This window comes from Cetobacterium sp. 2A (genome assembly GCF_014250685.1).
Taxonomy (GTDB): domain Bacteria; phylum Fusobacteriota; class Fusobacteriia; order Fusobacteriales; family Fusobacteriaceae; genus Cetobacterium.
The window spans coordinates 99,168-114,655 of record NZ_JACFAJ010000005.1; the positions used below are offsets into that span (position 1 = coordinate 99,168).

At 27.9% G+C, this 15,488-nt stretch carries 14 protein-coding genes and 1 riboswitch; of the genes, 13 read left to right on the plus strand and 1 reads right to left on the minus strand.

Going from position 1 to position 15,488, the window contains the following annotated elements:
- Position 1: 1 nt before the first annotated feature.
- The 12 genes from H3N56_RS03340 (at position 2) to H3N56_RS03395 (ending at position 13,338) form a co-directional block, all read left to right on the plus strand.
- Positions 2-2,080, plus strand: a complete 2,079-nt coding sequence (locus H3N56_RS03340; protein ID WP_185879893.1) for a transporter substrate-binding domain-containing protein — start codon at positions 2-4, stop codon at positions 2,078-2,080.
- 12 nt (positions 2,081-2,092) lie between these two features.
- Positions 2,093-3,337 carry a sensor domain-containing diguanylate cyclase gene (locus tag H3N56_RS03345; RefSeq protein WP_185879894.1) on the plus strand — a complete coding sequence of 415 codons (1,245 nt, stop codon included), beginning with the start codon at positions 2,093-2,095 and terminating at the stop codon, positions 3,335-3,337.
- A 70-nt stretch (positions 3,338-3,407) separates the two neighbouring features.
- A riboswitch (cyclic di-GMP riboswitch) is annotated at positions 3,408-3,483 on the plus strand.
- Between the two features lie 65 nt (positions 3,484-3,548).
- Positions 3,549-4,289 carry a fimbria/pilus periplasmic chaperone gene (locus H3N56_RS03350; RefSeq protein WP_185879895.1) on the plus strand — a complete coding sequence of 247 codons (741 nt, stop codon included), beginning with the start codon at positions 3,549-3,551 and terminating at the stop codon, positions 4,287-4,289.
- 33 nt (positions 4,290-4,322) lie between these two features.
- Positions 4,323-4,793 carry a hypothetical protein gene (locus tag H3N56_RS03355; RefSeq protein WP_185879896.1) on the plus strand — a complete coding sequence of 157 codons (471 nt, stop codon included), beginning with the start codon at positions 4,323-4,325 and terminating at the stop codon, positions 4,791-4,793.
- A 21-nt stretch (positions 4,794-4,814) separates the two neighbouring features.
- A complete protein-coding gene (locus H3N56_RS03360; RefSeq protein WP_185879897.1) occupies positions 4,815-5,303 on the plus strand; it encodes a hypothetical protein in 489 nt (162 codons plus the stop codon).
- Positions 5,304-5,330: 27 nt separating this feature from the next.
- Positions 5,331-5,813: a hypothetical protein gene (locus tag H3N56_RS03365; protein WP_185879898.1), complete on the plus strand. Its 483-nt coding sequence runs from the start codon at positions 5,331-5,333 to the stop codon at positions 5,811-5,813.
- A 33-nt stretch (positions 5,814-5,846) separates the two neighbouring features.
- Positions 5,847-6,278: a hypothetical protein gene (locus tag H3N56_RS03370; protein ID WP_185879899.1), complete on the plus strand. Its 432-nt coding sequence runs from the start codon at positions 5,847-5,849 to the stop codon at positions 6,276-6,278.
- A 44-nt stretch (positions 6,279-6,322) separates the two neighbouring features.
- Positions 6,323-6,811 (plus strand): hypothetical protein, encoded by a 489-nt coding sequence (locus H3N56_RS03375; protein ID WP_185879900.1) that lies wholly within the window; start codon positions 6,323-6,325, stop codon positions 6,809-6,811.
- 11 nt (positions 6,812-6,822) lie between these two features.
- A complete protein-coding gene (locus tag H3N56_RS03380; RefSeq protein ID WP_185879901.1) occupies positions 6,823-7,716 on the plus strand; it encodes a hypothetical protein in 894 nt (297 codons plus the stop codon).
- 9 nt (positions 7,717-7,725) lie between these two features.
- Positions 7,726-10,200: a hypothetical protein gene (locus H3N56_RS03385; protein WP_185879902.1), complete on the plus strand. Its 2,475-nt coding sequence runs from the start codon at positions 7,726-7,728 to the stop codon at positions 10,198-10,200.
- Positions 10,201-10,248: 48 nt separating this feature from the next.
- Entirely contained in the window at positions 10,249-10,998 is a 750-nt protein-coding gene (locus H3N56_RS03390; RefSeq protein ID WP_185879903.1) for a MipA/OmpV family protein, read from the plus strand.
- 21 nt (positions 10,999-11,019) lie between these two features.
- A complete protein-coding gene (locus H3N56_RS03395; protein WP_185879904.1) occupies positions 11,020-13,338 on the plus strand; it encodes a patatin-like phospholipase family protein in 2,319 nt (772 codons plus the stop codon).
- 57 nt (positions 13,339-13,395) lie between these two features.
- On the opposite strand, the gene H3N56_RS03400 is transcribed toward H3N56_RS03395, so the two are convergent.
- Positions 13,396-14,787, minus strand: coding sequence for a helix-turn-helix domain-containing protein (locus tag H3N56_RS03400; protein ID WP_185879905.1), 1,392 nt, complete (start codon positions 14,785-14,787; stop codon positions 13,396-13,398).
- 151 nt (positions 14,788-14,938) lie between these two features.
- On the opposite strand from H3N56_RS03400, the gene H3N56_RS03405 reads away from it, so the two are divergent.
- The gene (locus tag H3N56_RS03405) at positions 14,939-15,469 is read left to right on the plus strand and encodes a hypothetical protein (protein WP_185879906.1); all 531 of its coding nucleotides are present in this window, start codon (positions 14,939-14,941) and stop codon (positions 15,467-15,469) included.
- Positions 15,470-15,488 lie beyond the last annotated feature (19 nt).

The window sequence follows — 15,488 nt, forward strand, 5'->3', positions numbered from 1 at the left end:
TATGAGAATATTATTAATTCAAATTTTATTACTTTTTATTTCTTTATTTTCATATGGTGAAGATTTTAAAATTTATGTAGAAAATGAAACGAGTTTTTTATTTTACAGAGAAAATAATGAGAGTAAGGGATTTTATTCTGAACTTTTTAAGAAAATAGGGGAAGATACGAATATAGGTTTGGATCTTTTACCTTTAAATCCTCAAATTATTTTAGATTTTGAAAAAAATGATAAAAATATAATTATGGATTTGATTGAAACAGAAGAAAGAGAGAAAAAATTTAACTTTATTCCTACATTTTTTAAATTAAATTCTAAAATTTATTTTTTAGATAAAAGCATAAAATCAATAGATAATTTCAAACATAGAAAAGTTGGATTACTGGAAAATTATTATATAACTAAAGAATTTAAAGAAAAATATACACATATTGACTATATTCCTGTTCAGATAAAAAGTAGACAAGAAGGAATTGAGCTATTAAAAGATGGGAAAATAGACGCATTTGTGGCTGATAATCAGTATGGGATGGAAATTAAAACTGAGAGTCTTGATTTAACGAGAATTCCAACTGTAAGTACAAATTTAGCAATTCCTAAAAGCAATGAGAAATTGTATTATATTTTAAAAGATTATATAACAAAAATTCCTCATGAAGATTTAAAAAAATTGATAAATGATGCTAGAGTAAATTATTATCAATACAAATTTAAAGATAAATATAAGGATTTAGAAGGCAAGAAATTAAGAGTTCTTCTTCCCAGTGGAAATGATTATTATCCCCTTTATTATAAAAATAATGATGTGGGTGATGGAATTGGTATAAATTATTTAAGGGATATAGAGAAAATATTAAAAATAAAAATAGACTATGTTGTTTTGGAAGACATCTCTAAGAATTTTGATGATATCGATATGACTCTAGTAAATAGAGAGACAGATTTAACGAAAGAAAAATTTAATTTTTCAAATAGTTACTATAATTTTACTGTATCAGTCTTCAATAAAATGGAAGATGGATTTATAAGTGAAGTAGAAGAGTTATATGGAAAAAGAGTTGTGGTTAGTAAAAGTGAAAGTTATGAAAAATCGACTTTAAAGAGTAATATGGATATTGATTATTTAGTTGTTGATAATTTACAAGAAGCCTTGGAAAAAGTTGTAACAGGAGAAGCAGACTTTGGGCTTGGAGATGAAAAAGCAATAATTAATAAGGCATTTAATTTAAAAAATAATAAAATTAAAATAGCTGGAAATACAAATAAAAAAATTGAAATAGGATTTGGAATAAATAAAAATAATCCTTTGCTTTATAATGCAATCCAGGAAATTTCAGAAAGTTTTTTAAATGGAAATTTAGCAGTTAATCTTTATTTAAATAAAAACCATAAAGAGGATAAAAATTATAGTACTCTATTTTTAATATTTTTAATTGGAATTATTATTATGGTTTTATTTAGAAATTATAAACTTAAAAAATCAGAAAGAAGATATTATGACTTAACTATGTCTCTTGTTGGATCTTTAGAGGCGGCTAGTTCATATAATGATGAAGATACTGGTGAACACATTCGAAGAGTGTGTCTTTATTCAAAGTACTTGGCTATGAAATTGGGACTTAGTTCAAAAAATGTAGAAGAAATAGGAAATTTTGCATCCTTACATGATATTGGAAAAATTGGAATTGATCACAACATTTTGAGAAAACCTGGAAAACTTACCAATCAAGAATTTGAAGTTATGAAAAATCATACTAAAATAGGATTTCAAATTCTACAAAAATCATCTTTAGGAAAAGTAGCTGAAAATATAGCTTTATACCATCATGAAAAGTGGAATGGAAATGGATATCCTACAGGATTAGCTCATGAGGCAATACCAATTGAAGCAAGAATAGTTGCTGTAGCAGATGTCTATGATGCTCTTAGACAAGAAAGAAGTTATAAAGTAGCAAAATCTCATGAAGAAGCTTTAAAGATTATAGTAGAAGAGATTGGAATAAGCTTTGATCCAAGAATTGTAAGATTATTTTTAGAATCTCAGAGCACATTTGAAGAAATATATAATTTAAACAAGTAGGTGATAAAGATATTGATAGATATTATAAATAATTTATCTATTGGGATTTTAATTTTAAATATGGATTATCAGGTTTTGTATGTTAATAAAAGTATAATTAATTATTGGGGAGAAAAAGAGGATTATAATGAATATCTTTCCGATATTTGTAGGGATAAAAGATGTTGGACATATACAAACCAAGAGGTTGTTGGCAAAGAAGAATATAATTGTGAACAATGTAATACAAAACTTAAAATTAATGATCTTTTAGATAATGGGGGATTTATAACTGGTGGAAGAGAAGTTTTAAGAAATACTAATTTAGAAAAAATAACATATAGAATATCTGCAAAAAAAGCAACTATAGGAACATTAAACTATGTATATTTAGAAGTTGAGAATGTACAAAAAGAAAAGGATTTAAAAGCTGATATAAGAAAAAAAACAAAAGAAAATGTATTATTTAAAACAATATTAAATAATATTGATGAAGCTATATTTTGTAAAAATGTTGATTTGAGATATACTTTCATCAATGATGCATTTTGTAAATTAGTTGGGAAATCTAGACGAGAAATATTAGGGAAGAACTCTTTAGAGGTATTTGGAAACGAATTGGGAAGTATATTTGAGAAACAAAGTATAGAAGCGACTACTGAATCGGTAAGTTCTATTGAAGTTTTTAAAGATGGGAAATATTATAAAAATAATAAGATTAAATTTTTATATAAAGGGACTTCAACAAAAATATATGGGATTTTAAGAGATATAACAGAAGTTAAAAAAAATCAGGAAAAAATATATTACGATTCTCTTTCTGGTCTTTTTAATAGAAATTTTTATGAAGAAGTACTAAATGAATATGATGCAGAATTTAGTGATAATTTTGCTGTAACTTTAATTGATATTGATAATTTTAAGAATATAAATGATAGTTATGGCCATCAAGAAGGGGATAGAGTCATTAAGATAGTTTCTAAGATTATAAAACAATCAATCAGAGATATAGATTTTCCTATTAGAATAGGCGGAGATGAGTTTTTAATTATAACTAATAGTGGATTAGAAAGTATAAAAAAAATATCAAAAAGAATAGAGAATGAAATTGAAAAACATAATAACTGTATTGTTCCGAATGAATTTAAAATATCTTTAAGCTTTGGAATTTCAAATAAAGTATCTCATTCTGAGAACTTAGCTTTTGTTGTAAAAAAGGCAGATTTTGCTTTGTATGAATCCAAAAAATTGGGAAAAGGAAAAATTACATTATATTAAAAAAAATTTCTCAAAAAAACTTGACTAAATTGGTATTTAAGTAGTATTATTAATTAACAAACAATTAATTAATAACAAATGGCAAAGTAGGAGAAATTCTATGACGCAAAGCTATAGGGCCTGTAAAATGGTAGCCAGTTACATTAATCTATGAAAATAGATTTGATGTAACTTTTTTTTATTCTAAATTTATTTACTAGGAGAATTAAATATGAAAAAAATATTGGGAATAATTTTTTTACTGAATATATTTACAGTGTACGGATTTAATTTATCAATATCACCAACTGGATTTTTTATACCAATACATAAGGGTGCAAATAGAGAGCTAACTTTAACAAATAATTCAAATGAAAATATGAGAGTAGAAATCTCTATAGAGAAGCCTGATGATTATAGCGATGCAGATTCATTGGCTCAGTATTCAAAAATTTATCCAAAGGTTTTAACTATGAGTGGAAATTCAACAAAAACAATTAGATTTTCTATAAAAACTCCAAAGGATTTACCGGATGGTCAATATAAAGCATTAATATTATTTAAAGAGATTCCTGATAATCCTACAATGATTATGCAAAAACAAGGAGATATTGCAGTGAATATGGCAATGTATTCGGAAGTTTCAATTCCAGTTTATGGAGAAAAAGGAAAGCTTGAGTATAAAGGAACTGTAAAAGATATAAAGATAGTTAAAAATGAAAATACTAGAAATATAAGTGCAGAAATTGAATCTACTGGAAATACTACAATTAGACCAAACTTTAAAGTGGTTTATACTGATGGATCAGGGAAGAAATTAGGTTTAGATGAGGGAGTAATGTCAAGAACTTTAAAAGTAGGAAAAAATAAAGTTTTTGCTGAATTAAAGAATATTCCTGCTGGAACAGTTTCGGTAAAAGTAGATATTTTAAATGATGGAAAGATGATTGGCACTAAAGTAATAAAATTATAAAATAGATTTAACTAAAATTGGGAGGTAAAAATTATGAAAAAATTAGTACTAGGAATAATGATATTAGCAGGGATGACAGCTTTTGCAGCACCAGGACAGGGAGATTCAGATTCAGCAACAATAAATTTAACAGCATATTCGGCTGGAGAATTACAAGTTACAACAACAACTTCAGAGATAGATTTTGGAAATCTAAAAGCATATAATGGAGGAGAAAAAAAAGCTTCTTTAATGGTTAGAACTTCGGATTTTAAAGGAAACCAAACAGCTAGTGTAAAACTTAAATTAAGTGAAAATACAGGGTTATCTTTAACTAAGAATATCGATACTGATGCTGACTATAATATTACAGTAACTCCAGTAGTTCCAGAATTAGCTTTAGTAAAAGGTTCAGCACCAACAAAAATAGATATCCCAGTAACACTTGATAAAGCTTTAGCTAATGCTGCTCCAGCTGGACAATACACAGGTTCATTTACTGTAACAGCTTCATACGATATTTAATTGTAGGATGGAGGTTCAATTATGAAAAAAACTTTATTGGGATTAATGGTTTTACTGAGTATGACAGCTTATTCTAACCAAGATGAAACAGGTGATTCAGCAACAATTAATATGTCTGGATTCGTATATGGAGAGTTAGAAATATCTGTAGAAAAACATATGGAATTTGGAGATTTAAGAAAACATACTTTAGAAAAACCTGCGTATTCTGTTATTAAGATAAAAGATAGTACACTTTCGGATAATGAAACATCGATAGCTAAAATAAGTATTGATGAAACTGCAACACTACAGAATACAAAACATCCAGAAAGTCAATATACTATAAATTTATCGTTAGTTGATGGAGCGGGTGTTTTACCAGGAGCGAGTTTTAAAGATGCAAAAGTTACTGTTAGTAAAACCGGAAGAGAGTATGAGGTAACTGGAAGAGTGGATGGAGATGTAGCAAATATAACTCCTGGAACTTATTCAGGAAATTTTAACATAAAAGCAACTTACGAGATTTAAGGAAAAGGTTAGGAGAAAATAAATTACATGAAAAAACTACTACTAGGATTAATGCTGTTTTATTGTGCAGCTTACGCAAAAAATGAAGACGTAATAAATATGAGTGCATCTATAGAAAGTTCACTGGATATTTCAGTTTCAACTAATTCAATAGATTTTGGAAATTTAAGAGGACAGTCTGGAGATTTAAAAAAACCATTTACTGTAACCCTTGAAGATCTGCAAGCTACAGATGCAACAAGAGCAAAAATTATTTTACCAACTGATACATTCTTAGAAAACAATGTTAAAAGTTCTGGTAAGAAAACTAAAATAGAGGTATTTGTTTCTACTGATGGAACTGGTTGGCACCAATCTCTTAAAAATCAGATTTCATTTAAAAATGGAAGAGCTGAGGTACCATTCTTTGCATTTATTCCACAAGAAACATTAAGACAAATAAATCTAAATGAATATGCAACTGGTTCATATAGTGGTAGTTTTACTATTAGAACCGAGTATGATAAATAATAATACTTTATAAATTTAAATTTTGGGGGGGATATGAGGTACAAAAAATTATTTTTATTAATATTTTTAATATTTAGTACTTCGATTTTTTCTAATGAAAATTTAGAATTTAAAGTAAAACTTAATTTATTGAGTCCTTTATTATTGAGGGTTGATAAAACAATGGATTTTGGAGTTTTAAAAAAAGGAATGTCTGTTGAAAAGGAAGCTCTTATAGTTGCAACAGGAAATGAAGGTCAGGGTTATAAGATTACTATCAATGAGGGAAAAGAAGCTCAATTAGTATCTGAAAATAATTCTGATAGCATAATTCCAGTTAAATTATCTTTTAAAGAAGCAAGAGGAATTTTTACAGACAAACCAGAAGAATTTAAATTGAAAGGATTAGCAGAATATGCTAATAATGCAAAATTAAGTTCTGGGAAATATACAGGCGATATAACAGTTAGAATATGCTATAATTAGGGATGACAAGCGTTATCCCTAATTTTTTTCTAAGGAGGTTAGCAATGAAAAGATTTTTATTAACATTCATTTTTATTTTTGGATTTTTTAGTAAATCTTTTTCAACTCAAACCGAAATTTGTGTGAATGGAGTGTGTGAGTTGGAAGGAGTTGAAATTCCAGTAAGACTAGTTGTTCCAAAGGTATTATCTTTAGAATATAAAGATGATGAAAATATTGATTTTGGAAATGTTGTGATGGGTGAAAATGCCATAACTCACAAAAAATTTATAGTAAAAGGGTTTGGGAATAAAGAGATTTCGATTGCGACTTATGTAAATCAAGAAAAAACAAATATTATTCCTCTTAAAAATGAAAATAATCCTTCTGATAAGATTGATATAGAGATTACACAGATAAAAGAAGTTTCTAAGAGCATATCTGATGATTCAGCTATTGTAGAAATAACTTTAAATTTGGATGGTAAAGACACGGTGGATAAGTCTAGTGGTATTTATAACGGGACTTTTTATGTTAGAGCTACTTTGAATTAGGAGATGTGAATATGAAAAAAATACTGGCACTTTTTTTTATAATATTTAATATATGTCTTTCTTCTCAAGATAAATTTTCAATTGAATCATTAAATCCATCATTTAAGGATATTGATAGTAGCACGATTGGTGGAAGAGTAAAAGAGTTAAGAGGGACCTCAAGGTTAGAAGTAGAAGCTGAAACAAAGAAAGATACAGCTTATTTAGGTATTGGATTTAGTAGAAGTGGAAATATAAATAAGGATAAACTGATTCCATTAAAAAAAGGAAGATATACTTTTAATGAATTTTCAGAGATGAGTATTGAGCTTACAATAAGTAATGTAAGATTTAAGAATAGAGAATTACATACAAATGAGATAAATTTTGAAGAAAATGATGAAGAAATTCTAAGTTTTGATTATTATTTGAAAATAATTGTAAATAGTGAGAAAACAAATAGTAATATTAAATTTATTGCAGTTATTGATCATAATCAAAATTTAAAAAATATTGATGATAGAACAAATGTGCTAAATATAAATTTAGAAAATTTAACTCCATCTCTTTCTGTAAATATTACTGGAAAAAGTTTAGATTTTGGTGAAATTAAATTCGGAAAAAATAGTACAAGCGTACCGATTGAAATAGAAGTGACAGGTAAAGAGACTCCAAAAGATATCACTATAAAGTATGACAGTAAGGTAAGTCTAACTCCTAAGAATGGAATTGGAAATCCTATACCTGTATCTGTTACCATGGATGGTGGAAGAATGCTTGAACCAGGGGTTTATGATATAACTAGAGAAATAAATGGGAAAAGAAAACAGTACTTAGAATTAATTGGAAAAGTTGATATTCCCAATGAACAAGAAAGTGGCGAATATAATGGGAGTATTAAGCTGCGAGTAACATATACTAAGTAGGAGAAAATTATGAGGAAATTTTTAAAAAAACTCATATTATTTTTGTTGTTTTTTAATTCAGTTTTTGGTGTTACACCCGAAGAGGCATACATTGAAATAAAAGCAAAAGATCTAAATAACAATTTTTATATGATTTATTATGACTATGAACAAGATATTCCGTATTTAGGAATTGATTCACTTACAGATTTTTTAGAGATAAAAGATTTAAATATTGATAGAAAAAAAATAGATATACCTGAAAAACTTGAACTTGAGGATGATACATATATTCCAATTACTCAATTAAAAAACCTTATAGATATTAAAGATTATACTTGGGACCCTGATGCTCTAAAATTAGTTTTGGAACCAAATTTTAAACTTTCTTCTGAAATTAGAAAAGAAGCAGAACACAGAATAAAGAAGTTTGAAAATCAAAAAGGAAGCAATGAAGAGTATGTTGATGTAATTGGAGAGAAGAAACTAATATCTCCTGGAATTTTGAAGTTTGAGTATAGTAACTGGGATTTAAGAAGTAGTGAATACAACTTTGGAATTGAATATGGAACTCAGTTATTCTATGGAGATTTTAAAATTTCTCAAAATATAGAGCCAGATTTAGAGTTAGATTATGTAACTTTAGAGTATGATAATTTTTTAAAAGATGGAAATAGTTTGGTGTTTGGAGATTCCTATATTTCAGCGGATGGATTTTATGATATTGACCGTTCAATAAGAGGGGTTAGTATAAGTAAAAATGATATTTTTTCTTTTAGAAAAAATAATGAAACTGTTATTTCTGGACAAGTATTTGGCGCTAATTTAGTTGAACTTTTTCAAGGGCAAAATCTAATAGATTATAAAAGATTGAATGGAAGTAATAAATTTGAATTTATTGTAACAAATATCTCAAATTTTAATAATTATACAGTTAAAATCTATTATGATGATGGAAGAATTGAAGTTAGAGAAGTTGGAATTTTAAGTAGTAATAGATTGCTATCTAAAGGAGAATCGGATTATAGTTTACAAGTTGGTCAAAGTATAGATGCGAAAAAACTTCAGCAGTATTATAACTATTCATATGGACTATTAAATGATTTAACTCTAGGAACTGCATATGTTTCAGGAGTAAATGAAGATGGTGAAAAAACTAATAGTTTTGAGTTTGGTGGAATTTATAGAACACCTTTAAAAGTAATACCAACAGTAATTGAAGGAAAAATTGTTCAAAGTTTAGATAGTAATAATATTAGTTATTTGACTAATATTAATCAAAGGTTTTTACAAACAACTTTATTTTTAGAATATCAGCAATTTTCGGGATCTTTTGTGGAAAGTGAAGGGTATGATAAATATTGGAATGTTAATTTAAGCCGAGGTTTTGGAAATTTGACAGTTTCACTTGGAAATGAAAGAGAAATTTTAGAGGAAGATTACACAGATACCTCTTATTTGGATCTAGAATATAATGGATTTAGAAATTTTGGATTGTATATGTATAATGATTTTGAAACTCCGAAAGGAGAAGCTGGAGAATACGACCTAGGATTTAAGGTTAGTTATTCAGGATTTGAAGATTTTTATACTATTCTTGAATCAGATCATAATTTTGACGAAGATAATAAAATTGAAAATTCTTATAGCATTCGGGTTACTAGGAAAGTAAGAAGAGATTCAAAATTTAGTAATATAGATTTTGGATTTAATCTTAACTATTCAGATTCGGAAAAGTTTTATTTTGGAATTGATTTCACATGGTATTTGGATTCTGATTTGATTTATGTTGAAACTCCATTTAATATGGACGATAATGAATTAAGACCAGGATTAAAAGTTGAAAAATCTATATTGTTAGAAAAACCTTTTTCAAATATAAATACTAAAAATATGGATGATATTTGGGTTGAAGGAGTAGTTTTCTTGGACAAAAATGGAAATGGAATAAAAGATGAGGACGAGGATGCACTACCAGAGATCGAAATAAGAATTGGAACAGAAAGTAGATTCACCGATAGAGCTGGGAAATATATAATTGGAAATCTTTCGAGTTCTTCTATACATGTCCTAGAAGTAAATGGAGAGACTTTAGATGCTATGATGAGGCCAGAAAAAGATAGAGTTGTATTAAAGGGGGCTTCGTCTTCAGGAATGGTTATAGATATTCCTATATCTCCTATTTCAGTTATAACGGGTGAAATTAAGGGAGAAGGATTCAAAGAATCAGACTTTTTTAAACTACTTGGAAAAACTGAAATTCACTTAATAAAAGATGGAACTGTTCTAAAAAGAATATATCCAGAGTTTGATGGATACTATTATATAGAAGATGTTGCACCAGGAACTTATACAGTTAAAATAAATCATAAAGAAAATTTTGAAAATATAAATTTAGTTGGAAACAGTGACTATACGGTCATTATAGAGCCAAAAGAAGACGGGGATTACATAGAAGGCTTTGATTTCCATCACAAAATGATTGGAGCTCCCTCAGAATTGTGATATAATTACTCCGCGCAAAAATAACTATAGTTTGAGGGAGAGAATTAAATGAAAAAAGAAGTACTTACTTTAATAGCTGGGTTGACTATGTCAACAATGGCACTTGGAGCAGAAAATGGTAGATATGGTTTAGGATTAGGACTGGGATTAGGAAGTTCTCTTTATAAAGGGGCAGAAACTAAAGCTTATCCAGTTCCAATGCTAGATGTTGATTATAATGATTTTTATATCAAAGGAATTGAGATTGGATATAGATTTTATGAAAATACTCCTATTAGTTTAGATGTATTTTTAGATCCATTAGCTGGATATGGAGTTAAAGGAAATGATCTAGGAAAAGGGTATGATAATATAGATGAGAGAAAACCACAGGTTATGGTTGGATTAGCAGTCAACTATGATCCTAGATTTGAGGGAGCGATTGTAAGAGCTTCAGTAATGGGTGGAGAGAACGGAGCAAAGAGTAAATTATCTTTATTGAGACCAATTGTAATTGATCCAACTTTAGTGATAGTTCCAGGAATACATGCTAATTTCTATTCAGCAGATTTTGTAGATTATTATTTCGGAGTTACAACTGATGAGGCTATAAAAAATAAACATATAGATAGAAGTTACTCACCAAATTCTGGATATTCTTTGGGTCTTGGATTTGCTCTAGAGAAAAAATTGACAGCTAAAGTTAGTTTGATGAGTTTCGCATCTATAGAAAAGTTTTCAGATGAAATTACTGATTCTCCAATTGTTGACAAAAACTATGTTTTAGTAGCAGGAGTGGGAGCCAAGTATTTCTTTTAATTATAATTTTGGGGGAATTTGATGAGAAAATTTAAATGGGCACTAAGTTTTATACTGCTTTCTTTAACAGCATATTCTTTAGATCCTAATCGTGTAAACACTAAAGCTGATAAATTGGCTGCAATTGATCAGCAAATAAATGAGCTTATGTTGAAAAAAGAAAGTTTAGAAAAATTAAAAAAACAATTTACTGATGAAGAGTTTAATTTAAACGCACCTTTACCAGTGAAAAACAGACCCAAAGTAGGACTTGTATTGAGCGGAGGTGGGGCTAAAGGGGCTGCTCATATAGGTGTATTAAAAGTTTTAGAGAAATATAAGATTCCTATAGATTATGTTGTAGGAACTAGTGCTGGAAGTATTATAGCAGCTATGTATTCTGCTGGTTATACTCCGGATGAAATTGAAAAAACAGTAGTTACTCTGAAGTTTAATAAATTATTATCAAATTCTTCAGATAGAACTTTAAAAAATATTGTTGATAAAGCATCTTCAAATAAGTATCCTTTAACACTTTCAATTACTAAAGATTTCGAATTATCATTACCTATGGGAGTTTTAACTGGAGAATTTGTTTACTTACAACTAAAAGAGATATTTGCAAAAGCGGAATCGGTTGAAAATTTTGATGAACTGCCTATTCCATTTAGAGCTATGACTACAAATTTACAAACAGGTCAGTCTGTTGCTATTGGAGAAGGAGATTTAGCTTTAGCTACATTAAAAAGTATGGCAATTCCAACATTTTTAGATCCGATAAGAGACGGAGATAATTATTATGTTGATGGTGGAGTTGTAGATAATTTTCCTGTATTAGAGGCTATTAACATGGGTGCTGATATAGTTATTGCTATAGATATTTCAGCTGAAACTATAAACATAACTGATAGTTCTAATATAATAGCAGTTTTAGATAAACTTTCAACATACAATGGAAATACAAGTACAGAAAAGCAAAAAAAACTTGCTGATATTTTAATTACTCCAGGAGTAAAAACTCATAGCACTTTAGATTTTGATAATCTAGATTCACTAGTTCAAGAAGGTGCAGCAGCAGCAGAAGAACTGGATTATATTTTAAAGAATCTGTCTGATGAGGTTGCTTATAATGAAATAAGAGCAAAAGGTGAAAAACTGGTAGATAAACCAAGAGAGATAAAGAATGTAAAAATTTACGGAAGTGAAATTTTAACAGAGAAAACAGTTATGAAGTTGAAGCCTGAAAAGCAAAAGATGGGTGTAAATGAATTAAATTTATGGGCTGAAAAAATATATGCTTTAAATTATGTAGATAGAGTTTTCTATCATGTTACTGGTGACACAGCAGAGTTTATAGTTAGGGAAAAAACTGACAGTAAAATAGGTGCTGGAATTTCATATGTTTCAGAATATGGTGGAGCGCTGGAAGTTATGGCCGAGATACCTATTCTAGGGCTTACTAAGAAAAAATATACAGTAAAAGCTGAACTATCAAAATATCCTAAGTTAGCTTTAAGAGATATAACTCAGTATGAGTTTTTAAGAACTAATTTTATTGTATCGGGAGATATATCATACGGTTTAAATCCATTATTTATTTATTCAAATGGAAATAATATTTCAACTTATAATACGAAAGAATTTGTCACTAATTTATCTTTTGGAACTACTTTATTCGATAAAGCAATAATTGGATATAGTCTAGGATTCAAGAGTATTGATAGTGATTATGATTCTGGAGTAAGACTAAATAAATTAAAGAAATTTAAAAGAAGTGGATCATATGTAGTAAATGCTATTACTCTTTATACAGATACTTTGAACAAATCATCATATCCGTCAGAAGGAATACAAATCTTTGGACAAGGATTCTCTGGGACATCTGTGGATAGTGAGGACAATTATCAAGGATACGGATATTCAGGTCTAGCTCATATAATGCTTACATCAAAATTATCCATAAATACAAATGTAATTGGTGGAAAGATTTTAAATTCTGACGAAGCTCCTTTAAGTGAACTTTTCTCACTTGGTGGACTTAGAAATAACGGAGTAAAAAGAAAATATGAGTTTTATGGATTACCATTGGGGTCTGTTTATACAAATGACTTCTTAATAGGTGGTTTTGGAATTCAGTATTCTATATTTGATAGTTTAAATCTATTGGCAAAATATAATATTGGAACTTACAACAGTCAGGCAATAGCCGAGGAAAAAAGAAATATTTGGGAAGATTCAGCTCAAGGATATGGAGTTGGATTAGGATGGGATACTTTCTTAGGACCTATGGACTTTGTTCTTTCAAACAACATAGATGGAAGTGGAGTTTTATACCAAGTTAATATTGGATATACATTCTAAAATATAATATTTTTAAATGAAAAAGAGTGGTCTCTTAAGAAGCCACTCTTTTTTTGATTAATTTAAACTTGGAAAAGGAAATTTTAACATTTTAATATTTTCTTTGTTAAATTTAAAGCTTTCTACAGCTACGACACAATCAACTTTATTTTCTTTTAAATAATCAGGTAAATCATAAATATTAATAATCTCTTTAAATTTTAATGAATAAGATTTTTCGATATAGTTTTTAACTTCTGTAATTATGTAATCAGGGATACTTTTATATATGAATATATTTTCATTATTATCAGGAATAGTTTTTGAAAGCTTACTTAATCCTAAATAAAAAAGGGCACTTTCATAGAGTCCAAATTTTGGAAGAATAGTTTTCATATTTATAAAAAACTTTACTATATTTGTATCGAGAGTCATATTACTCATTTCAAAAAATGTTAAATCTGTAATGTTATAAAGTTCTTTAAAAAATGCAAATGTAAACCATTGGGTAGCAAGATGTATATACTCTATATCAGATGAAATTTTAAAAGAAGTAAAATTTTGAACTTGAGATTTATATGACAAAATTAAATTTGACATATCTTCATCATATTTATAATATTCTGTATGACTTTTTTGAAAAATAAAGAAAAAATCATACAAGTGATTTACAGGAATTTGATTGAAAATAGTTTCTTTGAAGAAATGGTATATTTTTTTTAAAGTTTCACAATCTATATCACTTGGTGCAATTTTTAAAAAATCAGAGAACGTTTTGATTGATTCCATTTTGGGGGAAGGATCTTTTCTTATATGAATAGCCAAAAATGAAAAATATGAAATATAAGAGTAGTGAGAGTGAGGTGTTTTAGTAATTTTATTTAGCTTATATATATCTTTTAGAATTTTATTGATTGAAGTTAGTTCGATATAATCAATATAAATTTTTCTTAAAGATTTTGGAAGTTCGTGTCTTTCAATTAAAAATTTATAAAAATAACCAAATAGCATTCTTTTTATATTAGAATCTTCTCCAATTAATTTAATACCTTTAGTGGTGCTTTCTAAAGATAAATTTTTAGCTTTTAAGATCTCCTTAATATCAGTCAGATGATAGTTTAAAATTCTTCTAGTTATTCCTAAATTATCTGCAATATCATTTAAGTGAATTTCTTTTTTTGTAAGAAGAATAAAAATTAAATAGTCAATTTTTTCCTTTTTTCTAAATTCTTGATTACTTTTTAAGAGATAAACAAGTCCTTTCTTTTTTTTAATCAATTCGATTATTTTATCAAGCTTTTTTAAAGGTTTTATATTCTCATCTTCTGCTATTAAGCTTCCAATATCTTTAATATAAGTCGTTACTGCTGAAACACTTATATTAAAAATTTCAGCTATAATTTCTAAATCAGTTATTTTATATTTAACTATCATTTTTACTATCCTTAAGTGTCTACTGTTAATATACATCAATATAACCCCCCGGTTTATACTATTGAAAAAAATTATTAAAAAACTATAATTATTTTCAAATTTACTAGATGACTACTAAGAATTATACTTAGTATACGGGGAATTCCTTTCTACTTGAAAGAAAATAAAAAAATTAGGAGGAAATTTTATGAAAAAAATTATTTTTGCACTATTTGCCCTTTCAGCTCTAAGTTTTGGAGCAGAACCAGTAGACACGGCAACTGTACCTGTAAATGTGTCTGCAATTGTTTCTGGAAGCCCAGCAACTCAACTTGTTATTGTTGATGAGGGTGGAACCGCAGTAATAAATAGGATAGATATAACTCATGAGCTAACTGTAGATGACCAAGGTATAATTACAACAGCAGCCAATCTTGTTGAAACATCAAAATTTAAAGTAAGTAGAGGAACCCCAGGAACAGTTGTAATAGGAAAAGGGAAATTAAATTTTGCATTATCAGCAAAAAAAGTAAGTTTAGAAGGAGTATTAGAATCTGAACTTACCATACCTGAATCATTGGATATAACTACAGATATAAGTAGAACAGAAGCAATATCACTAGTAAGTACTATATCTCAAATAATTGAAGGTAGCATAATTGAAGCTAAAACATATACGGGAGCACCATCTAATTTAACAGTTACTTATGATAAAACAATTACTCCTCCTACTCCTTAATAAATGTCTTTAAAGTAGA

Coding starts and splice junctions, on each gene's coding strand:
- H3N56_RS03340 (WP_185879893.1), top strand. CDS start 2: ATGAGAATATTATTAATTCAAATTTTATTACTTTTTATTTCTTTATTT.
- H3N56_RS03350 (WP_185879895.1), top strand. CDS start 3,549: ATGAAAAAAATATTGGGAATAATTTTTTTACTGAATATATTTACAGTG.
- H3N56_RS03355 (WP_185879896.1), top strand. CDS start 4,323: ATGAAAAAATTAGTACTAGGAATAATGATATTAGCAGGGATGACAGCT.
- H3N56_RS03360 (WP_185879897.1), top strand. CDS start 4,815: ATGAAAAAAACTTTATTGGGATTAATGGTTTTACTGAGTATGACAGCT.
- H3N56_RS03365 (WP_185879898.1), top strand. CDS start 5,331: ATGAAAAAACTACTACTAGGATTAATGCTGTTTTATTGTGCAGCTTAC.
- H3N56_RS03370 (WP_185879899.1), top strand. CDS start 5,847: ATGAGGTACAAAAAATTATTTTTATTAATATTTTTAATATTTAGTACT.
- H3N56_RS03375 (WP_185879900.1), top strand. CDS start 6,323: ATGAAAAGATTTTTATTAACATTCATTTTTATTTTTGGATTTTTTAGT.
- H3N56_RS03380 (WP_185879901.1), top strand. CDS start 6,823: ATGAAAAAAATACTGGCACTTTTTTTTATAATATTTAATATATGTCTT.
- H3N56_RS03385 (WP_185879902.1), top strand. CDS start 7,726: ATGAGGAAATTTTTAAAAAAACTCATATTATTTTTGTTGTTTTTTAAT.
- H3N56_RS03390 (WP_185879903.1), top strand. CDS start 10,249: ATGAAAAAAGAAGTACTTACTTTAATAGCTGGGTTGACTATGTCAACA.
- H3N56_RS03395 (WP_185879904.1), top strand. CDS start 11,020: ATGAGAAAATTTAAATGGGCACTAAGTTTTATACTGCTTTCTTTAACA.
- H3N56_RS03400 (WP_185879905.1), bottom strand. CDS start 14,787: ATGTATATTAACAGTAGACACTTAAGGATAGTAAAAATGATAGTTAAA.
- H3N56_RS03405 (WP_185879906.1), top strand. CDS start 14,939: ATGAAAAAAATTATTTTTGCACTATTTGCCCTTTCAGCTCTAAGTTTT.